Origin of the sequence: Pseudomonas sp. CFII64, from assembly GCF_000416235.1 — a bacterium.
In the GTDB taxonomy this organism is placed as follows: Bacteria; Pseudomonadota; Gammaproteobacteria; order Pseudomonadales; family Pseudomonadaceae; genus Aquipseudomonas.
Genome location: NZ_ATLO01000046.1, coordinates 146,867 through 170,047 on the forward strand (window position 1 = coordinate 146,867; position 23,181 = coordinate 170,047).

The window sequence follows — 23,181 nt, forward strand, 5'->3', positions numbered from 1 at the left end:
GCGAGAGGCTACTACTGTCTTGCTCTGTAGTCATTGTTCCTTTGCACTACCTCGTTGCCGGTGGACAGGGCAATCAGTAGACAATCGGTTGTCTCAAGGCTTGAAGAAATCCGTGATCAGGTCGATACATTGCAGAGCACAGGAGAGTCCCATGCGTATCGTGATGATTTTAGTAGTGATGGCTGCAATCAGCGGCTGTACCCGTTGGTCAATGAATTCCAATCTGAACAGCGCCTACCGTGCTTATGATCGCGGCGATTGTGAAAGCGTCATGCTCGATCTGTCCAAAGTCGAGCGCCAGAGCCGGGCCCGGCGATATGTACAGCCGGAGGTTTCCATGCTGCGCGGGCAGTGTCTGGAACGGCAAAAACTGTTTGTCGATGCGGCCCAGACCTACCGCTTCATCATCAGCCAGTACCCCAATAACGAATACGCCTTCCGCGCCCAGGCACGTCTGGATACGCTGCAACAGCTAGGGCATTATCCGGCTCGGGTGCAGGTCAAAACGTACCCTGCTTCAAGATAGATACACCCGATTGGATGGGCGGTATCGTTTTTGGGTGGCCGATCGGCATGTTTGCGCTAGGCTCTCCGTGGTGGGTGATCAAGTAGAGTGGTTAATGCTTGAGTGACGTGACTTCTGTGGCTGTTGGTCAGTCACACGCACGTTCCCTCGGATAACAACCTTGAAGCATTTGCCCGCAGTCAGGCTCAGGTCAGGGATGCAACACCATAAAGGCATTAGCGTGGCCATGCTAAATGGTCTATGACGGCGACTGACCATGTTAAAAGAACGACGAATCGAACGGCATCAATTGCCGTATTACCTGCAAGTGGTCAATCGGTACACGAAAAAGCCGATTGGTTGCCTGGGTAATGTTTCCGAGCAAGGGCTGATGTTGATCAGCGATTTGCCGGTACTGGTGGGCGCTGATTTCCATCTGCGTCTGGCGGTACCCGGTGAGCGAGGTCTTCAAAAGACTCTGGACGTTGTAGCGACTTGTCTTTGGTGTCATGAAGATGAAACCCCAGGGAGCTACGACTCGGGATTCAAGGTGCAGGACGCGCCGGACGAATACATTGAACTGATTGGTGCGCTGCGCCAGTACTTCAGTTTTTATCCGCTGGAAGCTTCAGCCTGAGAGCCACCCGCGAGCTGGCGTTTTTCGCCAGTGCAATCACAGCGTTCCGGCTTTTTTCCAGCTTAAATAACGGCTGACCAGTTCGGCCCCCAGTTGTCCCGGACGTGAATCCAGGACCTTCACGCCGTGGGCGTTCAAGCGCTCAAGCAGGCCTGCCCGGGCATTCAGAAAGTCGACGGTTCCGCAGTAGGTCAGCGCTTCTTCCAGCGTCTGGACCGGCGTCTGTCGCAAGTTATCCAGAACCTCCTCTCGCAGGCTGACCACCAGAACCCGATGACGCTGGCCAAGGTGTTTGACCGCTGTCAGCAGTTCGTCGTCGTCTTCATCACGCAGATTGGTCATCAGCACCACCAGCGCCCTGCGTTTTTGTCTGGCGAGCAACTGGCGCGCGGCAGCGCTGTAGTCGGCCGGTCGCTGGGTGCTGGCAAGGTCGTAGACCGTATTGAGCAGCACGTTCAGCTGGTCAGAGCCTTTGACCGGCGCCAGATGGCGGTTCTGCTCGCTGGCAAAGGTCGAGAAACCCACGGCATCGCCCTGGCGCAGCGCGACATAGCTGAGCAACAAAGCGGCATTGAGGGCGTGGTCGAAATGGGCAAGGTCACCGTCCTGGCTGCGCATGCGGCGTCCACAATCGAGCATGAACATGATCTGCTGATCGCGCTCGTCCTGGTATTCCCGGGCAATCGGCGTGCGTTGCCGGGCGGTGGCTTTCCAGTCGATCTGGCGCAAGCTGTCGCCTTCCCGAAACTCGCGTAGCTGATTGAATTCCAGGCCCAACCCCCGGCGCTGCCGCTGGCGCACACCGAGCTGGCTCAGCCAGTTATCCACAGCCAGCAATTGCCCGCCATACAGACGGGCGAAGTCCGGATAGACCCGAGTCGTGCCCGGCAGCGGCAGATAGCGACGGGCGGTCCACAGCCCCATCGGGCTGGGCAGGCTGATTTCGCAGCGTTCGAAGTTGAACAGCCCGCGTTGTAAAGGACGCAGGCGATAACCGATCTGGCTGTTCGTGCCGGGTTGCAGGATTACGGACTGCGGCTGATGTTCGAAGTCCAGGCCCGCAGGAGGATGATCGAACACCGCGATGGCCAAGGCTGAAGGGTAGTTGTGACTCAGGTCCAGGCGTACCTCGCCCCAACGACCCAGCGCCAGGCTGCCAGGCAGATGACGTTGCATGTCTGGCGAAGGCAGCCGTTTCAGGCGCCAGGCATCCAGCAGCGCCAGTAACAGCATGGCCGCGAGCAACGCCCAGTACAGCGTGTCGATTTCCCTGGGGACGTCGAGATTCAATGCCGAAAGAATCCCCAGCAGCACTGCACCTGCTGAGAGACCCGCCAGCCCGTACAGCAAGGTAACCGACGGTTTCAGCGTCTGTTTCACAGGCGCGGCGCCGGGACCTGATCGAGCATCTGCCGCAGTACCTGGTCCACGGAAAGGCCTTCGATATCCAGATCGGGGGAGAGCCGGACCCGGTGGCGTAATACAGCCAGGGCGCAGCCTTTGATGTCGTCGGGAATCACGAATTCGCCGCCGCGCAGCAACGCCCGGGCGCGCCCGCCGCGCACCAGTGCGATGGACGCGCGTGGACCTGCGCCCAGCGTCAGGCCGGGCCATGTACGAGTGGCGCGTGCCAGGCGCACGGCATAATCCAACACCTGTTCATCCAGTGGCAGTTCGCTGGCGATGCGTTGCAGAACCTGAACTTCCTTGGCCTGCAGGATGACCCGCAGTGGCTGCACGTCGAGCATGTCGGCGCGGGTCGACCGGGTGACCTGGCGCACCATGTTCAGCTCTTCGGCGATATCGGGGTAGTCCATGCGCAGCTTGAGCATGAAGCGGTCCAGCTCGGCTTCGGGCAGGGGGTAAGTGCCTTCCTGTTCGATCGGGTTCTGGGTCGCCAGCACCATGAATGGCTGGGCGATGGGCAGCGCCCGGCCTTCGAGGGTGATCTGACGTTCCTGCATGGCTTCGAGCAATGCGGCCTGGGTCTTGGCCGGCGCCCGGTTGATTTCGTCGGCCAGCAGCAGATTGGTGAACAGCGGCCCCTTGCGCAACTTGAACTGCTCGGTCTGCATGTCGTACACGGCATGGCCGGTGACATCGCTGGGCATCAGGTCGGGGGTGAACTGGATGCGCGCGAAGTCGGCGCCAATGCAGCGGGCCAGGGCGCGCACCAGCAAGGTCTTGCCAAGCCCCGGCACCCCTTCGATCAGCACATGACCGGCGCCAATCAAGGCAGTCAATACATCATCGACGACGGCGCTCTGGCCGATCACGGCTTTTTGCAGTTCGGTGCGCAACGCCTGGGCGAGATGGCTGGCGCGTTGCCGCTGCTGGGCCTGGTTGCTGACTGCGGCCACGGGTTCGAGCACAGGATCGAGAGTGAAATCGACAACAGGTTCGCTGTGGTTCGACGGTTGGGTCGGTTGCTCGCTCATAAGGCATTCCTGAGGATTTGCAGGTGGGCCACCTGACGGGTGAAATCTGCATTCGACATTCGCTGCACGGGCCGCGGGCGCAAGGCCTGGCTGATGGCGCTGGTCGGTTGGCGGGTGAGACGCGACAGCACTTGCCACTGATCGGTCACTCCCAGCGTTTCGAAGCCTGGATGGCGTTGCCGGGCACGGCGCAGGATATCCAGCTGCAGACTTCGCAATAGCGCTTGCTGGCCGCTGCGCCGGCGAAGGAAGTCGGCACTGGCCCGCAAGTGTTCGGTCAGCTGTCGACGCGCCCGTCCCGCCGGAACCTGCAGTGGGCCATAACGGGTGCCGGCATGCCACAACGCGAAGCCGATCAGTAGCGCCAGAGTGGTCAGCGCCAGAGGGAAATGCCGCAGCAACAGGCTGAACAGATTGTCGTGCTGGGTGCGCAACACCATGGTGACCTCGCTGCCCTGGGTCAGATACCACAGCAGCCACGCATTGTCGTACCTGGCGATGGCGCGGTTTTTCCACAGGTCGGCATCGGTGACCACGGTAACCAGCCCTTCGCCATAAACGATTTGCAGCATGTGGGTCGCGGCAGCGCTATTGGCCCAGGAGTGCGCCTGATCAAGCGGGTCTTCAAGGTGGAAGCTGGTATCGAAACTCATGTACGCCGGCGCTTCATCATTTTCGACATACAGGCGAGTGAGCTCGGGCCAAGGGACGGCGGGCGCCTTGTGGGTCGGGGCGAGCAACGGAATGACCGGTTTGAATCGCTCATCATCCTGTTGCCGTTCCTGCTCGTGCAGCTCCGTGGTCAGCAATTGATGGATGTGCAGCCGGTCGAGCAGTGCGTCGCCGCTGCGGCCTTTCTTTTCGTTCCACAGCTGTTCGGCCACAAACAGCAGCCGTCCGCCGGCGCGAACCCAGCGCAGCAGCTTGTCGACCTGGCCGGGCGTCATGTTTTCCCGGCTGTCGAGGAGCATCAGCGTCTGTGGCAGCTGAGCCGGCGCGGGCAGATTGCCGGGCGTGTCGCTGAGCTGCACGGGAATCGAGCGCTGTCGCAGGAAGTTTTCGGCAGCCAGATAAGGATTGGCGCGTACTTCAGGCGCAGGGCCCTGGTCGACGGTTTCTTCGTAGCGCTCAAGATGTTTGACGAGGTACAGGCCGACAAGCCCCAAGGCCAGCAACGCCAGCAGCGCGATCAACAGGATTCTGCCTCGGCTCATCGTTGCGCCCCGGTCTTGAACAGCTGGCGCCAGTTGTCGCAGAGCTCCTGTCCGACATGAGCGGGCGGGAGCTGATGGCCGTAAGCGAGGTTCTGCCAGTGCCGGGTCAGGCTGATACTGAAATCGTGCAGCGGCTGTTGGTTCAGCTGTGCCACACGTTCCAGCACTTCACCCTCGGTGTCGGCGCTTTTCAGCGGCAGCCGATAATCAGTGAGCAAGCGACTCAGCAGGGCCCGATACAACAGGCCGAGTGCCTCGCGGGGTTGGTTCGGCCACAGTTTTTCGGCGCTGCCCGCTACGTCATCGGGCAGGCTTTGCGCGCCCACTTTGAGCCCGAACATCTGCGCCGGAGTGTTGCGAAGCATGGGCGCTTTGGGTGCCTTGCGATTGACCAGCGTGCTGAACCAGCTTCGGTAGCGCCAGATCACCAGACCGACCAGGGCAATGACAACGCCCCACAACAACACTTTGATAATTTCGGAGGCGACGCTGGCCGCATTGAGTAACCAGCTCAGCCATTTGAGCGGCGGGTTGGATTTGTGCTCGGCTTTGGGTGCGTTGGGTGCCGACTTTTCTTCGGCGAACCGCCAGCCGGAGACAGCTTTGGGGTTCTTGAACGGCGGTTGCTCCAGCAGCGTCTTGATTTGCTGGCGCGCGGCTTCGCTGGACAAAGGCTGGTGGGTCAGCCGCGCCGTATCAGGGCCAGCTTCATGCTTTCCAAAGGCGTGTTCCGCCTGGAGTGGAACCGGGCAGCTTGAATCATCTTCCGCCGACCATGCCGGTGGCGCCAACGTGCTCAGGATGAGCCCTGCACCGATGATCAGCACATACGCGCTGCCGATCAGGCGCTGGCGCAGGCGACGCAAAACCAGCTCGATGTCCCATGCTTCCAAAGCGGTGCGGCGGTTCAGATAAAGCGTGAAGCCGCAGGCAACGTAGATTGGCCCCCAGACCACCAACACCAGCGCATAAAAGGCGTTGGTCAGGTGCTCCAGCCAATTCCAGCTGCCTTCGATATCCACCAGCGTGCGCCAGCTCCAGTCGATTTCGATCTGTGGCGGGATCAGCGCGTAAAACAGGATGCCCATTGCGATCCACAGGCTCAGCTCCAGCGCACTGCCCACCAGAGTCAGGCAGCGCGCGGCGCGCAGGTCCTTCTGGCTGAGCAGACCGACACGCAAACTGCGTTGCACGCCCGACAGGTTTTCCAGTTGTTGCACGGGCAGTGTGAAGCTGCGGGCGAGACTGAACCTGCGCCATGTGAGGCTGGCCAGCAGTTGCGGTTTCAGCAGGCGCAGCCACGCCTGAACGGCGCCTTTGAGGGTCGGTGCCGGGCCGAACAATGCCTGAGAAAGAATCAGCAGCGGCAAGGGTTCGAAGACCGGCTTCAGCCACCAGAACAGCACGATTGCCAGGGTTGGATAGTCCCAGAACACCAGACTCAATAAAGCGAAGACCGGCAGGGTCACCATGGCCCAGCTGGCCATCAGCAGACGACGGTGCTCCTGAGCCAACAGCACGCCCAGATCGATGGCTTCCCAGGGATTGCGTGGCCGAATCGCCACGCTGGCGTCAGTCAGGCGCATGGGCAGTCCGTCCGGCGAAAACCAGGTAGCTGATCACCAATGCCCAAAGCGCCGCGCCGACCGCGTATTTAACGGCGGGACCGGGCCAGACCATCGACGACCAATAGGCTTCTATGAATGCCGCGATCAGCAGGAACAGAATCACGCCATAGATCAGTTGCAGGCTTTTTTGCGCCGCACGTCGCAGCGCTTCGCCACGGGTCAGGCGGCCGGGGGCCAGCAATGACCAGCCCAGTTTCAAACCGGCAGCGCCCGCCAGGGCAATAGCCGTCAGCTCGAAGGCGCCGTGGCCGACGACGAACGACCAGAACGTCTGGCCGTAGCCGATGCCGGTCAAATGCCCGGCAACGGCACCGATCATCAGGCCGTTGAAAAACAGGAAGAACAGGCTGCCCAGCCCGAACAGCAACCCGGTCGCATAGGTCTGAAAGGCGATACCGATGTTATGCATGATGTAGTAGCCGAACATCATCCAGTCGTCGCTGGATTCACGTTCCAGTGCCTGGCCGATGCGCAGTGCCGTGGGGTCGTACATGCTTTCCATTTCGGCGACCTGCTGGGCATCGATCACGCTGTACACCAGATCGGGAAAGCCATGCACCAGCAGGCCCATGCCGATCAGGCTGCCGAAAAACAGCACCCCGGCAATCCCCACGAATCGCCACTCGGCACGCACCAGACGGGGAAAGCCGGCCACTATGAAACTCAGAACCTGCATGCCGACAGCGCTGCGATGACGATACAGCTGCTGATGGCCGCGCATGGCCAGTTGCTGCAGCGGATCGATCAGGTGGCTGCTGTAGCCGCGTTCCTGGGCAAGGGCCAGTTGATGACAGATGCGCCGGTAATCTCCGGGAAACGTCAGGCTCGTGGCGGCATTTGCCTTACCCTTTTCAAGGGCCTCCAGCTGTTCGCTGAACAGCTGCCAGTCCGGCTGATGACGGCTTTCGAAGAGGCTCTGTTTCATGTCGGACCCAGCAGGCCGCGTGCGATCCCGTTGAGGTGAGCCACCGCCTGTTCGGGGTGAACATGCAGGGGTTGGGCAACAATCGAAGCCAGTTCGCGGGCACGCTCGGGCGACAGATCCGCCTGGCGTTCCGCGAAACCGAGCAGCGCGCGCTGCTCTTCCAGGCTCAGGACGAACGGCGCGATCAGCGGTTCGGCGAAGGGCAGCTCAGGGCGCTGCAACGGCATGTCGCGATAGACCACCAGTGTTCCGGCGGCAAGGTCGCCAAGTCGCTTGAATTGCGGGTGTTGCAGGCAAGTGATGGCGCCGATGCTGTAGCCGAACGGCAGCATGTCGACGAAGCGCAGCAGGTTGCGGATCAGCGAGGATGTCCAGCCGATGGGCGTGCCGTCGTCGTGAATGACCCGCAGGCCCATGAAGTGCTTGCCGGGCGTGCGTCCCTGATTCAGCACTTCGAACAGCACCATGTACCACCAGGTGACGAGAAACATCGCCATGGCGCTCAGGCCCATGCCGAACTTGTCGAAGAAGCTGAACAGCACGAACAGGATTGCCATGACCAGGGCGCGGATACCGAAGTCGATGCTGAACGCGATAGCGCGCGGTACCAGGCCGGCAGGACGCATGATCAAATCGATGCCTTCCGGGGTTTCGATTCGGGTGCGGGTATCCAGTGGCGCGGGTGGCGGTGCGTTCCTTGGCAAAACGTGCGGGGTTGGCATTGTCGGGGGCGAGACACCTGAGAGTGATGCTGAGGGTTATTGCCGGTTCGGCGCCAGCTAGCCAGCAAGACTAGCCACGGCAGGGATGCTAAGCAACTGAACTCTGAGAGCAGCTGTTGTAAGAAATGGTTTCGATGTGCAACGAATTATCTCTAATTCGCGTTTTGCCTATGGGAAGTCCTACACTTTGCCGATCTTTAGTTCAGGATCAGCCCGTGACCTCCAGCATATTCTGGTACGACTACGAAACCACCGGTATCAACCCGCGCAATGATCGCGCACTTCAGGTGGCGGGTATCCGCACGGATGCCGATCTCAATGAAATTGCCGCGCCGGTCAATCTCTATTGTCAGCCCAGCGACGATATTCTGCCTCATCCTGCGGCGTGCATGATTACCGGAATCACACCGGCACGACTGGCTGAGAGTGGTCTGGGAGAAGCGCAGTTCATGACTCGGGTGCATGCCGAACTGTCTGCCCCCGGTACGTGCGGCGCGGGTTACAACACGCTGCGCTTCGATGACGAAATAACCCGCTACAGCCTGTATCGCAACTTCTTCGACCCTTACGCCCGTGAATGGCAGGGCGGCAACAGCCGCTGGGATCTTATTGATGTGGTGCGTGCCGCTTACGCATTGCGTCCGGACGGCATTGTCTGGCCTGAAGAAGAAGGCCGCGTGACGCTCAAACTTGAGCGTCTGACTGCCGCCAACGGCATTGACCACGGGCATGCCCACGATGCGTTATCCGATGTGCGCGCCACTATTGGTCTGGCGCGCCTGATTCGGGAAAAACAGCCCCGGCTTTATGATTATCTTTTCCAGTTGCGCAGTAAGCAGAAAGTCCAGGAGCAAATTCGTCTGCTGGAACCACTGGTTCACATTTCCGGAAGATTTTCCGCTGCCCGGCATTATTTGGGTGTGGTGCTTCCGCTGGCGTGGCATCCGCAGAATCGCAATGCACTGATCGTCTGCGATTTACATCTGGATCATTCGCCGCTACTGGAGCAAGACCCGGAAATATTGCGACAGCGGTTATATACCCGGCGCGAAGATCTGGCCGATGGCGAGCTGCCGGTACCGCTCAAATTGCTGCATATAAATCGTTGCCCGGTAATCGCACCTTTAAAGGTGTTGCGTGCTGAAGATCAGCAGCGCTTACAACTGGATATGCCGGCTTTGCATGCGCGTGCCCGCGCGCTTCAAGACGCGCAGGGTGTCTGGCAGGACAAACTCAAGGCGGTTTACGGGCGTGAGGATTTTGCTGCCAGTCAGGATCCCGAGCAGCAACTGTATGACGGTTTTATTGGTGATCGAGATCGCAGGCTCTGTGAACAAGTACGCACGGCCGAACCTGAACAGTTGGCGGCCGAGTCGTGGCCTTTCGATGACCTGCGGTTGCCTGAATTGTTATTCCGCTACCGCGCCCGTAACTTCCCGCACACGCTGAGCAACGCCGAGCAACAGCACTGGCGTAAATTTTGTCAGGATCGCTTGCAGGCCGCGGAGTACGGGGCTCCTAATACCTTACAAGGTTTTACAGCGGCACTCGCCGAATTGACCCTTAGTGCCACGCCCGAACAGCTCAAGGTATTGAGCCAATGGCAGGATTATGTCGCACAGTTACGCCAGCGCCTGGACCTTTGATAAAACGAAACACTTTATTACAGGCAATAAAAAACGCCAGATGACTGGCGTTTTTGTGGGTCGCGAAACAAGGCGACCTGCTTCGGGCTTAGCCCAGCAGGGTTGCCCAGCTCTCAACCTCGTCACCGCCCCACTTGGCTTTCCACTCTTTCAGAGTTTTGTGGTTGCCACCTTTGGTTTCAATGACTTCGCCATTGTGCGGGTTTTTATATTGCTTGACCTTGCGAGCACGCTTGGTGCCGGTAGTTTTTACCGCTGCGCCGCGTGGGGACTTGCCAACTTTGGCATCCGGATCCAGCAGAGCAATGATGTCACGCAGCGATTTTTGATATTCGCCCATCAGCGTGCGCAGTTTGCCTTCGAATTCCAGCTCGGTTTGCAGTTTGTCGTCTTGGGACAGATTCTTCAAACGGGCTTGCAGTTCTTTGATGGCTTCTTCCGTGGCGCGGTATTCGTTGATCAAGGACATGAGGGATACCTTATGTTGTCAGGTGGCAGGGAGACAGTGACGCAATAATAGTCACGCGCTTTGATCAAGTAAACATTAAAGAAAAGTTTTATTTGAATTATTTAGAAATATACACGTTTCCTACAGCGTCATAAAACTAGATGGAAGCTGCCGCCGCAGTAAAGATGCTCGCTATAACGCTGTTATAGCAGCCAATGATCAGCCGGGCAGCGTGTGGGGTTGCGGGATTGAGTAAGGTGGGGCTGAGGGACGCGAACCCGCCGCCGGGCTACGAATCAGTCAACAGGAATACTGCAGTTTTGCCGCACAGTCGCTAGAATGGCGACCTTTGCGAAGTTCTGGAGTTTTTTCAAATGCGCACTTTTCGTCTGGTGATAGCTTGCCCGGACCGCGTCGGCATCGTTGCTAAAGTCAGTAACTTTCTGGCGTCCTATAACGGCTGGATCACCGAAGCGAGCCATCACTCGGACAATCTCAATGGCTGGTTCTTCATGCGTCACGAGATTCGTGCTGATACCTTGCCGTTTGAACTGGAAGCTTTTCGCGAGGCCTTCACGCCCATCGCAGAAGAGTTTTCCATGGACTGGCGTATCACCGATTCAGCGCAGAAGAAGCGTGTGGTGCTGATGGCGAGCCGCGAGTCGCACTGTCTGGCCGATTTACTGCACCGCTGGCACAGCGATGAGCTCGATTGCGAAATATCGGCGGTGATCTCCAATCACCAGGATTTGCGCAGCATGGTCGAGTGGCACAACATTCCGTATTACCACGTGCCGGTCGATCCTGCAGACAAGGAACCGGCGTTCGCCGAGGTTTCGCGTCTGGTGGCTCATCATCAGGCTGATGTCGTAGTGCTGGCGCGTTACATGCAGATTCTGCCGCCTCAACTGTGTCGCGAATACGCGCATCAGGTGATCAACATTCACCACAGCTTCCTGCCTTCGTTCGTCGGCGCCAAGCCTTACCATCAAGCCTCGCTGCGGGGCGTGAAGTTGATTGGTGCAACTTGCCACTATGTAACTGAAGAGTTGGACGCCGGGCCAATCATCGAGCAGGACGTGGTTCGCGTCAGCCACAGCGACAGCATTGAAAACATGGTGCGTTACGGTCGTGACGTGGAAAAAATGGTTCTGGCTCGCGGCCTGCGCTTTCACCTGGAAGATCGCGTGCTGGTGCATAACAACAAGACGGTCGTCTTCGACTAATCTGTACGTCAACGGTCCGGCTGGGTGTATGCAGACAGGCAGGCAGCAGTCGGACGCTGATGTGACAGCGAGGTATGACGCGCGTGACTGATCCTCTTGATAAAGCCACTTCTACAGCGCCCCCGACCTTGGGCGAGGGTTGCCTGAGCCGTTACGACCCGGACGCTTTGTCGCCGGATGACGGCACCGAGTTCGAAGGTGCAGCCCAGCTTTGGCAGGATCTGCAAAAGAATTCGGATGAGGCTGACGAGCAAAGCTGAATTACGCCTCCCGAAGGCGCATCAGCTTGTTCAGCAACGGCCGGCCGACCATCAACAAAAAGATCGGCCCACCCACCACCAGATAGAAGTAATAGGTCACGGCGCGCCAGATCAGAATCGCGGCGGCTGCCGTGGACTTGCCCACGATGGGTGCCAGCAATGCCGCCGAGGTCAACTCGGCTGCGCCCGCGCCACCTGGCAGCAGGCTGAATTGTCCGGCGCTCAGGGAAAGCATCTGGATCAGAAAACTCCACGCCCATTCCACATCCACGCCAAGTCCGCGCAACGCCAGGTACAGCACGCTGTAGCGCAGCCCCCAATGCATGCAGGTCAGCAGGAAAACTCCCGCCAGCCTTTGGCGCGGCATTTTCAGGGTGTCGGCCAGCGCATCCCGAAAATGCAGGAGCTTGCGTGCCCATCGTCGACGAGTGGTGGCTTTGGTGTTCAGCCGCTTGAGCAAGCGGCCGTTGAACCGGATGACCTGCCGATGAAAGTGGCCAAAGCCCGCGCACAGGCTTAAGCCGCCGACAACCAGGAAGCCGCTGACCGTCAGCATCCACTCCATGCGCTCGCCCAAGTGATGAAAGACGGCGTAAAACATGATGCCGACCAATGCCAGCAGGAAGAACAGCAGGTCGCTGAGCTGGTCGGTGGCAAACACTGCGCTGCTTTTCGCCGCACCGACGCCATTGCGCGAAAGCACCGCCATCAATGTCAAAGGACCGCCACTGCCGCCGGGTGTGGCGCAATAGGCGAATTCAGCGGCCATCACCACGCCCAGGCTGCGCGGCACGCTGACGGCGCTGCTGCTTTCGCCCAACAGCAAGCGCAGGCGCATGGTGTTCAGACACCAGCACACGATGATCATGCCGAACATGCCCAGCAGCAGGGCGAAGGGGAAACTGCCCAAGCGGTGAAACATCTCTGCGCCGCCGAGCACCAACGGAATCACGATGGCTACCAGCAAACCTGCGCCCAGCCAGAGGATTCGCTTCACGCCGCCGACCTCAGAGCTTGCGCCTGTTTTTTCAACCAGTTTGCTTTGGTCATCGGTTGTCTGCCGCTTTCGATAAGTCGTTTCAATAGTTGCAGCCAATAGGTGCGTGAATAGTCGTGGCGCATGTCCACAGGGTGCAGGCCCAGGCGAATCGTCGAGGCAGTCTGCAGTCGCGTTTCACGATGATCGCTGATCAGTTTCGACAGGCCGCGTCGCCAAGGGCTACGAGCACTCCAGACGATACCCGGTGCGTCGATTCGGGAAAAGTCTGGCAGACGATACAGATGTTGCGGATCGCTCGTGTAGTCCAGGGGTAATTGCGACAGCGCCCGGCGAGTGCCGTCACTCATCAGCCAGGCCGGCGCGACAAACCCGTGCAGCGGCCAGCCGTGGCGCTGGAACAGTTCGATGCCCGACTCGATTCGGTCCATGGCCTGGGCTTGATCCAGTGCATAAAACTCGCCTTCCCAGGTGTAAATGCGCCGCATGAAATAGTCCCGGGGTGTACGCGCCGGTGGGCCGTCGTCGCAATGATAGTAACCGTGCAAGGCCAGCTCGTCGCCTCGGCTCAGTCGTTGCTGGAGTAGGTTCTGAAACTTCAGGTCATCTTCAATCGGGTTACGCTTGTGGAAATCCGGCACCACCAGCCAGGTCATGGAAATGGCGCCCAAGGCGTCCACCGCTGCGACAAAGGCTTGATAATCCGGCCAGGTTTCTGGCGCTACGTCATGCAGAACCAGTAGCACACTGCGCTCGTTTACATTGAAGTCAACCATGAGCGAGCGCCGGAGTGCGGCAGTCCAGCACCGCTTGATAGTGTTCGAGCAAGCCGCTGACGACCCTGTCCCAGCTGTAGCGCGCATTCACGTATTGTCGGGCTGCCTGACCTTTGCCTTCAGGATTGCTGGCGAACAACTCGCGCACCGCGCTGGCCATCGCCTGCGAGTTGTTCGGCGTGCAGAGCAGGCCGCATTCCCGGGGCAGAATTTCGGTAAATGCCCCGGCCGCTACGGCGACCACGGGGATTCCGCTGGCCATGGCTTCGAGGACCACCAGGCCGAAGGTTTCCTGATCGCCTGCATGGATAAGCGCGTCAGCGCTGGCCAACAGCCGCGCGACTTCTGAGGCAGCGCAGAAATGGCCGATCACGGAAACGTTATCCGGAACCTGCGTGGGCATGTGCGACCCGACCAGCAACAGGTGATAACCCGAACCCAGCCGCTTCATGCAGTCGAGCAGCACCGGCAGATTTTTCTCCTTGGAGCCCCGTCCGGCGAAGATCAGCAGGCGCGTCTCTTCGCTGAGGCCCAGTTCGGCTTTTAAAGCGGGATCGCGCAAGCCTGGATTGAAGGTGGCGAGATCGACCCCAAGCGGCTGCACGTAGACATTCTCGACGCCCAGGCTGATGAGTTTGTCGGCCATGACTTTGCTCGGCGCCAGCACCCGATCAAAATTGCCGTACAGCTTGCTGACATAGGCTTCGACGTTGGTCCCCAGCCAGCTGCCCACGCGATTGCTCACCAACAGCGGCAGGTCAGAATGATAGAAGCCGATCACCGGCACATCCAATTGGCGACGTGCGTCCAGCGCCGCCCAGGCAGTGAGATAGGGATCACCGACTTCGATCAGATCCGGCTTCAAGGCTTGCAGGACATTTCGCCAAGGTGCGACCCGCAACGGAAAACGGTAACCGTTGCCGAAGGGCAGGGCGGGCGCGGGTACTTTATAGATGCCGTCTCGCTGACTGAAACCGGGGCCGGGCACCAGCAGGCTGTGCCGAACCCCGGGCCGCAGGCCCAGGCGACGATGCTTGGCGTCAAGGTAGGTACGAACGCCACCGCTGGCTGGGGCGTAGAACATAGTCATGTCAGCGATATGCACGTGAACATTCCTCCGGTGTGTCGTCGTCCTAAACGTTGACCACTGACAAGAATAGTTGTTCGCGCAAGGTGGCGGCCGGCATGGCTGCAATAGACGTGTCAAAGCTGAAGAGAGGACGCCGCGCCTCGAGTAGACGCGGCGGTCACAGCGGGGGCTGGCTGGATTAGATGCGGAAGCTGCCGACCAGATGCTTCAGACGAGCGGCCTGTTGTTCCGGCAGTGCTGTTGCTCATTTCCTGAAGAAAATTGTTCAGGTCATCTCGAATCGCATAACGTTGAAGACAGGTCCACTAAGGTTTATTCCGTACCAGGCGCGTGTCGGGCGACTGTCTGGTCGGGAGTACCACGAAAAATGGTCAATACTTTCTCTCACTCCTTTAAGAAAAATCCGACAAATTTCCAGGTCTTTAAGTGTTATCAACCCTATCGACCACTCAGATATAAATTTAAAGACAGGTGACGAAATGCCCGAATCTCAGCAGTTTGTTATTGGTGCCAATCTGGAGGGTCAACCGGTTACTCAGGATATCCGCCTGGCGAACCGACATGGCCTGGTAGCCGGCGCGACCGGCACCGGTAAAACGGTGACGTTGCAGCGTCTGGCGGAAGCCTTCAGTGATGCGGGCATTGCGGTTTTTGCCGCGGACATAAAAGGTGATCTGTGCGGCCTGGGTGCAGCCGGAGAGCCGCAGGGCAAGATTGCCGAGCGAATCGCCGGCATGCCCTTTTTGAATCACACGCCGCAGGCTTATCCCGTCACGTTGTGGGATATCCACGGTCAGAGTGGTCATCCGTTGCGCACTACTTTGACGGAAATGGGGCCGCTGCTGCTGGGCAGTCTCCTGGAATTGACCGACAGCCAGCAGTCGGCGTTGTACGCGGCTTTCAAGGTGGCCGATCAGGAAGGGCTGTTGCTGCTCGACATCAAAGACCTCAAGGCGCTGCTCAATCATCTGCGCGACAACCCGCAGTTGCTCGGCGAAGACAGCTCGCTGCTGACTACCGGGTCGAGCCAGGCCTTGCAGCGGCGTCTGGCCATTCTGGAGCAGCAAGGCGCCGAAGCCTTGTTCGGCGAGCCTGCGCTGCAACTGGAAGACATTCTCCAACCGGCCCGCGACGGACGCGGGCGCATTCATCTGCTGGACGCCAGCCGTCTGGTGCACGAAGCGCCGAAGGTTTACGCAACGTTCCTGCTGTGGCTGCTGGCTGAACTGTTCGAGCAATTGCCGGAGCGCGGCGATGCCGACAAACCGTTGTTGGCGCTGTTCTTCGATGAGGCGCATCTGCTGTTCGCCGACACGCCCAAGGCGTTGCAGGAAAGGCTTGAACAAGTGGTGCGGCTGATTCGTTCCAAGGGTGTCGGCGTGTACTTCGTCACGCAATCGCCGGGCGACTTGCCGGATGATGTGTTGGCGCAACTGGGCCTGCGTATTCAGCACGGCTTGCGCGCGTTCACTGCCAAAGAGCAAAAGTCCCTGCGCGCAGTGGCTGATGGTTTCAGGCCCAATCCCGATATCGACACCCTGGCGGTGCTGACCGAACTGGGCATCGGTGAGGCGCTGGTCGGCACCTTGCAGGCCAAAGGCACGCCCGCCATGGTCCAGCGGGTGCTGGTCGCACCGCCCCAATCGCGCATCGGGCCGCTGAGCGAAGGCGAGCGGGCGAGTCTGATGGCTCAGTCACCCTTGGTCGGTCGTTATGACAAGCCCGTGGATCGCGAGTCCGCTTATGAGATGTTGATCGCCCGCAAGATTGCGGCGCCTGAAGCAACCGAAGTGCCTGAAAAAAGCGCCAAGGAACAGGATAGCTTCAGCGACATGGCGGGTGAGTGGCTGGGCGGCGTGGCAGGGCAGGCGATGAAAAGCGCAGTGCGACAAGCCGCCAATCAGCTGGGTCGGCAGTTGGTGCGGGGTTTGATGGGATCGTTGCTGGGCGGGGCAAAAAAACGACGTTGAGTCAGGACGTTGCGTTAGTCAGCAGCAGGACCACCGCGGATTGCCCGCGATGGTCCTGCTCACTTACTTAATGGCGATCAAGCCAGCACTTTGGACGCGAGCCAGAATAAACCGGCTGACAGTCCGACAGTCGCCGGCAGGGTCAGCACCCAGGCCAGCAGGATGGTGCGTACCGTGCCGCCTTGCAGGCCACTTTTGTTCGCGACCATGGTGCCGGCGACGCCGGACGACAGAATATGCGTCGTGGAAACCGGCAGGCTGAACACGTTAGCCAAGGCGATGGCGCTGGCGGTGGTGATCTGCGCCGACATGCCTTGCGCGTAAGTCATGCCTTGTTTGCCGATCTTCTCGCCAATGGTCAAAACCACGCGCTTCCAGCCAACCATGGTGCCGACACCCAATGCCAACGCAACCGCCAGAATCACCCAGAACGGCGCGTATTCGGTGGTAACTGTCAGGTCTTTGCGCAGTTTGTCCAGATCGGATTTTTCACGTGCGCCCAGGGTTGGCAGTTTGGCAACCTTGCGCGCAGTGTCGTCCAGGCAAAGCAGGTAACGACGCACTTCGATGCGGCGTTCGGCCGGCAACGCGTGATAATCGGAAACACCTTTCAACGTATCGAGCAGGGCGTCGATGGTCGGTTCGGTCTGATCCGGGTTGCAGCTTGAACTGGCCGGCAGATCACCTTTCTCCGCTTTACCCAGTGCGAGGAACTCGCCGAGTGTCGCGCTGTTGCGGTTATAGAACTGACTCAGGTGCAGGGTTGCATCGCGAGTCCGTTCGATCTGGTAGGTGGTGCTGCCCAAGTCCAGAACAAACTGGCTAGGCACGATACCAATCAGCACCAGCATGATCAGGCCGATGCCTTTCTGGCCATCGTTGGAACCATGCACGAAGCTCACCGCCATGGCGGAAATCACCAGTACCAGGCGATTCCAGAAGGGCGGATGCTTCTTGTCATCGAGTTTGCGACGCTGATCCGGCGTCTTGTGCATCTTCGACTGCGGACGCCACCATTTCAGCCCGATCAGCACCAGTGCGGCGACGAGGAAACCGGCCAGCGGCGAGAACACCAGCGAAGCGCCGATATCGATTGCTTTCTGCCAGTTCACGCCATCGGCCAACGGGATGTCGTTGATCAATGCGTTGGCCAGGCCCACACCGAGGATCGAACCGATCAGCGTGTGCGAACTGGACGCCGGAATACCGAAGTACCAGGTGCCGAGGTTCCACGTGATGGCCGCTGCCAGCAGTGAGAACACCATGGCAAGGCCGTGGCCGGTGTTCACGTTGATCAACAACTCGACCGGCAACAGGTGAACGATGGCATATGCCACGCCCACCCCGCCCAGCAGCACGCCGAGAAAGTTGAACACACCGGAGAAGAACACTGCCAGATGAGGCGGCATGGCTTTGGTGTAAATGACTGTCGCCACCGCGTTGGCGGTGTCATGAAAGCCGTTGATGAACTCGAAGGTGAGGACGAAAGCCAGGGCGAGCAGCAAGCTCACAAGTACCCAAGCATCTAGCCCGCTGAATAAATCGATCATGAAGGTTTTCTGACCCGGTCTGAAGGGGGCGGGATTATGACAGAAAAAATACTGATCGATGTGTCAGCCGCTCACTGGTATCGCCAGACAGTGAAAATCAGTGCGTAAATACCCCCGCCCCTGAGTTGGTCGGGGAAGCCGTAATACACTTGTTTCATGACTGCAACCCTGAGCCGCAATTGCCTTGAAGAGGTCGACCGAATCCGCCAGACGCCGTGCGCCGGGGAATAGACGGTGTCAGAGCTCTTCTTTGAGGTCGCTTTCCATCTTCTGCAGTTCTTGCTTGAACGCTTGATCCAGAAGACTGGCTTTTTTGCGCCAAGGCTTGCGCTCTGGTTCTGGTTGCGCGGCGTAGGTGGTGATTTCCCCGCCGTAAACATCCTTGAAACGTTGTTCCTTGCGCTCAAGTTCCGCGCGCAGTTCATCTTTCGTCACTTTATTACCTGATTAAGTTGAGTTAACTCTGGTGATATCGCGGGTGCCGAAGTGTTCGAACATGATCATCCCGCCGTGCGAGGCTGTAATGGCCGACTGGCCAGACAGATGCCCTTGGACATGGAACATGAAGCTGAACGTCTTCTTGCGCTCGCGGCTACGGACACCAGAAGCAGCGCTGTCGTAGCGACAAGGTCAAGTTGCAAACGTGATAGCTGTACTGGCGGCAGTTTTCAATTCGTATGAAATTCGCATAATGAGAAGCGATGCACCGCTGCAGTGCAGTGATTCAGGTATGAGAACCTAGCACGGCGGTGGGCCTTGCATTCACTGCGAATCGTTATTGCCAGCCAAGTGACTGACACTATCTCCAAGAACTTCAGTCTCGTCAACTATATGTGAGGGCTGAGTAGCTGACGACTTCATTAAAGACGAATTTTCTGTACGACAGTTCCGAAGTTCAGGTGGGCGATAAATATGACGAAACTTTCATACGCGTGATATTGACGCGCCCGGCCAAAATTCTGACGTTTTCTTCTTTGCGAAGGTATGAACTGTAATGGCTGTTTTGCGTTGTGCAGGAAGGGTGTGACGAAGTGGAATGGCTTTGGGCTATCAGCGCACAGAAATAAAAACGGCCTTGCTTGGTGGGCAAGGCCGCGCCTAGGACTTCTCAGTGGGTACCTGACCAGTATTTCCAAGAAGCCACTTATTGGCAGGTGAAAGGTATAAGTATCTTCGCAGCGGGTCAATTGCGATTATCGGCCAGTTGTTCGATAATCGCCCAAAGTGAAAGGGGGCTGCGGGTTCCAAAACCCTTGAAAGTGGCGGTATATAAGGCCTGAAAGGGTATGGGTGAAGGTAACGACGATGAACGACGAACTGCGTAATTCTTTTGCCTCGCTGGCGCCGCCCATCGTGGCATCGCCCGCCAAGCGCATTCAGGCTTTTACCGGCGACCCGGATTTCATGACTTCGCTGGCGCGCGGGTTGGCCGTGATCCATGCATTCCAGGAACGTAAACGGCATCTGACCATTGCCCAGATCAGCCACCGCACGGAAATTCCCCGTGCCGCTGTGCGCCGCTGTTTATTAACCCTGATCAAACTTGGCTACGCGACAACGGACGGGCGCACCTACTCGTTATTGCCCAAAGTGCTGACCCTGGGTCACGCTTATTTATCGTCGACGCCGTTGGCGGTTTCCTCTCAACCTTATCTGGATCGCATGAGTGATCTGCTGCACGAGGCGTGCAACATGGCGACCCTCGAAGGCGATGACATTCTCTACATCGCGCGCTCGGCGACCACCCAGCGCTTGATTTCCGTGGACCTGGCGGTGGGCGGTAGGTTACCGGCCTATTGCACTTCCATGGGCCGGATTCTGCTGGCAGCGCTGGATGATGTTTCCCTGCACGAATACCTGGATCACGTGGATTTGCAGCCCAAGACCAGCCGCACCATTCGCACGCAACAGGAATTGCTCGAATGCCTGCAACTGGTTCGCCAACAAGGTTGGTGCATTGTCGATCAGGAGCTGGAACAAGGCCTGCGTTCCATTGCCGTGCCGGTTTACGACGCATCAGGTCAGGTATTGGCCGCGCTCAATGTCAGCACCAGCGCCGGGCGGGTCGCGCGCAGCGATCTGGAACAGCGCTTCCTGCCAATCATGCTGGACGCCAGCCGGGATCTGAGCACGCAGCTGTTCACCTGAACCGAATATGATTTTGGGCGATTAACGAACACTTAGTCGATTATCGGATTGTTTGCCTGGGTGCCCCGGCATAACCTCACTTCCATTCCAGCGCAGAAGTCTTGCGCTGTCCAATGACAAGATCTGAGTTCGGGAGCACCCTCATGGCTGAAATACTTTCTCTGCGCGACGCCGTGAAGCAATTCGTCAACGATGGCGACACCGTTGCGCTGGAAGGCTTCACCCATCTGATCCCAACCGCTGCCGGTCACGAAATCATCCGTCAGGGCAAAAAAGACCTGACCCTGGTGCGCATGACGCCGGACCTGATCTACGACCAGTTGATCGGTGCCGGTTGTGCCAAGCGCCTGATTTTTTCCTGGGGCGGCAATCCTGGTGTTGGTTCGCTGCACCGCCTGCGTGATGCCGTCGAAAAGCAGTGGCCGCATTCGATCGAGATTGAAGAACACAGCCACGCCGACCTGGCCAATGCTTACGTGGCCGGCGCTTCCGGGTTGCCGTTTGCCGTGCTGCGCGCCTACGCCGGTTCCGATCTGCCCAAGGTCAACCCGCTGATCAAGACCGTCACCTGTCCATTCACCGGCGAAGTGCTCGCTGCGGTGCCGGCGGTGCGCCCTGATGTCACTGTGATTCACGCGCAGAAAGCCGACCGCAAAGGCAACGTGCTGCTGTGGGGCATTCTCGGCGTGCAGAAAGAAGCCGCGTTGGCTGCCAAGCGTTGCATCGTGACCGTCGAAGAAATCGTTGATGACTTACAAGCACCGATGAACGCCTGCGTCCTGCCGACCTGGGCCTTGAGCGCGGTTTGCCTGGTGCCGGGCGGCGCGCACCCTTCTTATGCCCACGGTTACTACGAGCGCGACAACCGTTTCTACCAGGCCTGGGACGCGATTGCCCGTGACCGGACAAGCTTCAGCGCCTGGATCGACGAATACATCCTGGGCACCGCTGATTTCAGCGAATTTCAGCAAAAGCTGGCCGCACCGGAGGCAAAATAATGAACTACTCCACCAATGAAATGATGACCATTGCCGCCGCGCGCCGCTTGCGCAACGGCGCGGTCTGCTTCGTCGGCATCGGCCTGCCTTCCAAGGCGGCCAACCTGGCGCGTCTGACGTCGTCGCCGGACGTGGTGCTGATTTACGAATCCGGCCCGATTGGCGCCAAGCCTTCGGTATTGCCGCTGTCGATTGGCGACGGCGAGCTGGCCGAAACCGCCGACACTGTAGTTTCCACCAGCGAAATCTTCCGCTACTGGCTGCAAGGCGGTCGGGTCGACGTCGGCTTTCTCGGCGCCGCGCAAGTCGACCGTTTCGGCAATATCAACACCACGGTGGTCGGCGATTATCACCATCCCAAAGTGCGTTTGCCGGGTGCCGGTGGTGCGCCGGAAATCGCCGGTTCCGCCAAACAGGTGTTGATCATCCTCAAGCAGTCGGCCCGGGCGTTCGTCAACAAGCTCGACTTTATGACCTCGGTCGGCCATGGCGAAGGCGGCGACTCGCGCAAACGCCTGGGCCTGCCGGGCGCCGGGCCGGTGGGGATCATCACCGACCTGTGCATCATGGAACCTGAAGCGGATACCAACGAATTTGTCGTGACCACACTGCATCCGGGCGTGACCCGCGAACAGGTGATTGCCGCCACGGGTTGGGACGTGCGCTTTGCCGAGAACGTCGAGTTTTCCGCCGACCCGACTGATATTGAATTGACTGCCCTGCGTGATCTGGAAGCGCGAACCGCTGCCGCTCACGGCCAGGCACCGGGAGAAGCGTGATGCGTGACGTCTTTATCTGCGATGCGATTCGCACCCCGATTGGCCGCTTCGGCGGCGGATTGGCCAGCGTGCGCGCCGACGATCTGGCCGCCGTGCCGATCAAGGCGCTGATGGAGCGCAACCCTTCGGTGAACTGGAACGAAGTCGACGAAGTGTTCTTCGGCTGCGCCAACCAGGCCGGCGAAGACAACCGCAACGTTGCGCGTATGGCGGCGTTGTTGGCGGGCTTGCCGGAGAGCATTCCCGGCGTGACCCTAAACCGGCTCTGCGCTTCGGGGATGGACGCCATCGGTACGGCGTTTCGCGCCATTGCTGCTGGCGAGATGGAGCTGGCGATTGCCGGCGGCGTCGAGTCCATGTCCCGTGCGCCATTTGTCATGGGCAAGGCCGATGCGGCGTATTCGCGCAACATGAAGCTGGAAGACACCACCATTGGCTGGCGCTTCGTCAATCCGCTGATGAAGGCGCAGTACGGTGTCGATTCGATGCCACAGACCGGCGATAACGTCGCCGATGATTTCAGGATTTCTCGAGCCGATCAGGACGCTTTCGCCCTGCGCAGCCAGCAGCGCACTGCCGCTGCCCAGGCTGCGGGCTTTTTCAAAGAGGAAATCGTTGCGGTACGCGTGGCGCACAAGAAGGGCGAAACGGTGGTCGAGCAGGATGAACATCCGCGCGCCGATACCAGTCTGGAAACCCTGAGCAAGCTCAAGCCGGTCAATGGTCCTGACAAGACCGTCACCGCTGGCAATGCGTCGGGCGTCAACGATGGTGCCGCAGCGCTGATTCTGGCTTCGGCCGAAGCGGTAAAAAAACATGGGCTGACCCCGCGCGCACGGATTCTTGGCATGGCCAGCGCCGGTGTAGCGCCACGCGTCATGGGCATCGGCCCGGTTCCTGCGGTGCGCAAACTGGTGGAACGCCTGGGTTTGGCCGTTTCAGATTTCGATGTGATCGAACTCAACGAAGCCTTCGCCAGCCAGGGTCTGGCGGTGTTGCGCGAATTGGGTCTGGCCGACGATGCGCCGCAGGTCAATCCTAACGGCGGCGCCATTGCCTTGGGTCATCCGCTGGGCATGAGCGGCGCGCGCCTGGTGCTGACCGCCTTGCACCAACTGGAAAAAAGCGGTGGCCGCCGAGGCTTGGCGACCATGTGTGTCGGAGTAGGGCAGGGCCTGGCACTGGCGATAGAGCGCTAACGCTACACCCGCAACGTGCACTCAC

The 23,181-nt window shown here is 59.2% G+C and carries 22 protein-coding genes; 10 read left to right on the forward strand and 12 right to left on the reverse strand.

The annotated features are described in order from the left end of the window. Positions 1 to 151: 151 nt before the first annotated feature. A complete protein-coding gene (locus CFII64_RS21870; protein ID WP_020293029.1) occupies positions 152 to 526 on the forward strand; it encodes a tol-pal system YbgF family protein in 375 nt (124 codons plus the stop codon). Between the two features lie 256 nt (positions 527 to 782). Continuing rightward, on the forward strand, positions 783 to 1,142 hold the full coding sequence (locus CFII64_RS21875) for a PilZ domain-containing protein (protein WP_020293030.1): 360 nt from the start codon (positions 783 to 785) through the stop codon (positions 1,140 to 1,142). A 36-nt stretch (positions 1,143 to 1,178) separates the two neighbouring features. Here the strand turns inward: CFII64_RS21875 and CFII64_RS21880 are convergent, their stop codons facing one another. From CFII64_RS21880 to CFII64_RS21905, 6 genes are read right to left on the reverse strand one after another with little or no spacing between them, the layout of a single operon-like run. Continuing rightward, a complete protein-coding gene (locus CFII64_RS21880) occupies positions 1,179 to 2,510 on the reverse strand; it encodes a DUF58 domain-containing protein (RefSeq protein ID WP_084488300.1) in 1,332 nt (443 codons plus the stop codon). An 8-nt stretch (positions 2,511 to 2,518) separates the two neighbouring features. After that, positions 2,519 to 3,580 carry a MoxR family ATPase gene (locus CFII64_RS21885; protein ID WP_020293032.1) on the reverse strand — a complete coding sequence of 354 codons (1,062 nt, stop codon included), beginning with the start codon at positions 3,578 to 3,580 and terminating at the stop codon, positions 2,519 to 2,521. Beyond that, complete coding sequence (locus tag CFII64_RS21890; protein ID WP_020293033.1) at positions 3,577 to 4,794, reverse strand: DUF4350 domain-containing protein; 1,218 nt, start codon at positions 4,792 to 4,794, stop codon at positions 3,577 to 3,579. Before CFII64_RS21890 ends, CFII64_RS21885 begins: the two co-directional genes overlap by 4 nt. Beyond that, positions 4,791 to 6,380, reverse strand: coding sequence for a DUF4129 domain-containing protein (locus CFII64_RS21895; RefSeq protein WP_020293034.1), 1,590 nt, complete (start codon positions 6,378 to 6,380; stop codon positions 4,791 to 4,793). Before CFII64_RS21895 ends, CFII64_RS21890 begins: the two co-directional genes overlap by 4 nt. Further along, the gene (locus CFII64_RS21900; RefSeq protein WP_020293035.1) at positions 6,367 to 7,347 is read right to left on the reverse strand and encodes a stage II sporulation protein M; all 981 of its coding nucleotides are present in this window, start codon (positions 7,345 to 7,347) and stop codon (positions 6,367 to 6,369) included. The genes CFII64_RS21895 and CFII64_RS21900 overlap by 14 nt, the downstream gene beginning before the upstream one ends. Continuing rightward, complete coding sequence (locus tag CFII64_RS21905; RefSeq protein ID WP_020293036.1) at positions 7,344 to 8,069, reverse strand: RDD family protein; 726 nt, start codon at positions 8,067 to 8,069, stop codon at positions 7,344 to 7,346. The genes CFII64_RS21900 and CFII64_RS21905 overlap by 4 nt, the downstream gene beginning before the upstream one ends. A 215-nt stretch (positions 8,070 to 8,284) precedes the next feature. Here CFII64_RS21905 and sbcB point away from each other — a divergent pair, with 215 nt between their 5' ends. Beyond that, positions 8,285 to 9,715: an exodeoxyribonuclease I gene (sbcB, locus tag CFII64_RS21910; protein WP_020293037.1), complete on the forward strand. Its 1,431-nt coding sequence runs from the start codon at positions 8,285 to 8,287 to the stop codon at positions 9,713 to 9,715. An 88-nt stretch (positions 9,716 to 9,803) separates the two neighbouring features. On the opposite strand, the gene mvaT is transcribed toward sbcB, so the two are convergent. Next, a complete protein-coding gene (gene mvaT, locus CFII64_RS21915; protein WP_020293038.1) occupies positions 9,804 to 10,184 on the reverse strand; it encodes a histone-like nucleoid-structuring protein MvaT in 381 nt (126 codons plus the stop codon). 353 nt (positions 10,185 to 10,537) lie between these two features. Here mvaT and purU point away from each other — a divergent pair, with 353 nt between their 5' ends. Both purU and CFII64_RS30080 read left to right on the forward strand, forming a co-directional pair. Then, positions 10,538 to 11,389, forward strand: a complete 852-nt coding sequence (gene purU, locus CFII64_RS21920; protein ID WP_020293039.1) for a formyltetrahydrofolate deformylase — start codon at positions 10,538 to 10,540, stop codon at positions 11,387 to 11,389. A gap of 83 nt (positions 11,390 to 11,472) precedes the next feature. Further along, entirely contained in the window at positions 11,473 to 11,649 is a 177-nt protein-coding gene (locus tag CFII64_RS30080) for a hypothetical protein (RefSeq protein ID WP_177325435.1), read from the forward strand. A gap of 1 nt (position 11,650) precedes the next feature. Here CFII64_RS30080 and CFII64_RS21930 read toward each other — a convergent pair whose 3' ends face one another. From CFII64_RS21930 to CFII64_RS21940, 3 genes are read right to left on the reverse strand one after another with little or no spacing between them, the layout of a single operon-like run. Next, on the reverse strand, positions 11,651 to 12,646 hold the full coding sequence (locus CFII64_RS21930) for a lysylphosphatidylglycerol synthase transmembrane domain-containing protein (protein ID WP_020293041.1): 996 nt from the start codon (positions 12,644 to 12,646) through the stop codon (positions 11,651 to 11,653). Then, complete coding sequence (locus CFII64_RS21935) at positions 12,643 to 13,422, reverse strand: DUF2334 domain-containing protein (RefSeq protein WP_020293042.1); 780 nt, start codon at positions 13,420 to 13,422, stop codon at positions 12,643 to 12,645. Before CFII64_RS21935 ends, CFII64_RS21930 begins: the two co-directional genes overlap by 4 nt. Beyond that, entirely contained in the window at positions 13,415 to 14,506 is a 1,092-nt protein-coding gene (locus CFII64_RS21940) for a glycosyltransferase family 1 protein (RefSeq protein ID WP_044901611.1), read from the reverse strand. Before CFII64_RS21940 ends, CFII64_RS21935 begins: the two co-directional genes overlap by 8 nt. A gap of 485 nt (positions 14,507 to 14,991) precedes the next feature. On the opposite strand from CFII64_RS21940, the gene CFII64_RS21945 reads away from it, so the two are divergent. Then, a complete protein-coding gene (locus CFII64_RS21945) occupies positions 14,992 to 16,482 on the forward strand; it encodes a helicase HerA-like domain-containing protein (protein WP_020293044.1) in 1,491 nt (496 codons plus the stop codon). Between the two features lie 77 nt (positions 16,483 to 16,559). On the opposite strand, the gene CFII64_RS21950 is transcribed toward CFII64_RS21945, so the two are convergent. Both CFII64_RS21950 and CFII64_RS21955 read right to left on the reverse strand, forming a co-directional pair. Further along, the gene (locus tag CFII64_RS21950) at positions 16,560 to 18,032 is read right to left on the reverse strand and encodes an inorganic phosphate transporter (protein ID WP_020293045.1); all 1,473 of its coding nucleotides are present in this window, start codon (positions 18,030 to 18,032) and stop codon (positions 16,560 to 16,562) included. A gap of 237 nt (positions 18,033 to 18,269) precedes the next feature. Continuing rightward, the gene (locus CFII64_RS21955; RefSeq protein ID WP_020293046.1) at positions 18,270 to 18,467 is read right to left on the reverse strand and encodes a hypothetical protein; all 198 of its coding nucleotides are present in this window, start codon (positions 18,465 to 18,467) and stop codon (positions 18,270 to 18,272) included. Positions 18,468 to 19,337: 870 nt separating this feature from the next. Here CFII64_RS21955 and pcaR point away from each other — a divergent pair. The 4 genes from pcaR (at position 19,338) to pcaF (ending at position 23,156) form a co-directional block, all read left to right on the forward strand. Next, complete coding sequence (pcaR, locus tag CFII64_RS21960; RefSeq protein ID WP_020293047.1) at positions 19,338 to 20,180, forward strand: pca regulon transcriptional regulator PcaR; 843 nt, start codon at positions 19,338 to 19,340, stop codon at positions 20,178 to 20,180. A gap of 143 nt (positions 20,181 to 20,323) precedes the next feature. Beyond that, positions 20,324 to 21,178, forward strand: coding sequence for a CoA transferase subunit A (locus CFII64_RS21965; protein WP_020293048.1), 855 nt, complete (start codon positions 20,324 to 20,326; stop codon positions 21,176 to 21,178). Further along, positions 21,175 to 21,957, forward strand: coding sequence for a CoA-transferase subunit beta (locus tag CFII64_RS21970; protein WP_177325440.1), 783 nt, complete (start codon positions 21,175 to 21,177; stop codon positions 21,955 to 21,957). Before CFII64_RS21965 ends, CFII64_RS21970 begins: the two co-directional genes overlap by 4 nt. Continuing rightward, entirely contained in the window at positions 21,954 to 23,156 is a 1,203-nt protein-coding gene (pcaF, locus tag CFII64_RS21975; RefSeq protein ID WP_177325436.1) for a 3-oxoadipyl-CoA thiolase, read from the forward strand. Before CFII64_RS21970 ends, pcaF begins: the two co-directional genes overlap by 4 nt. Positions 23,157 to 23,181 lie beyond the last annotated feature (25 nt).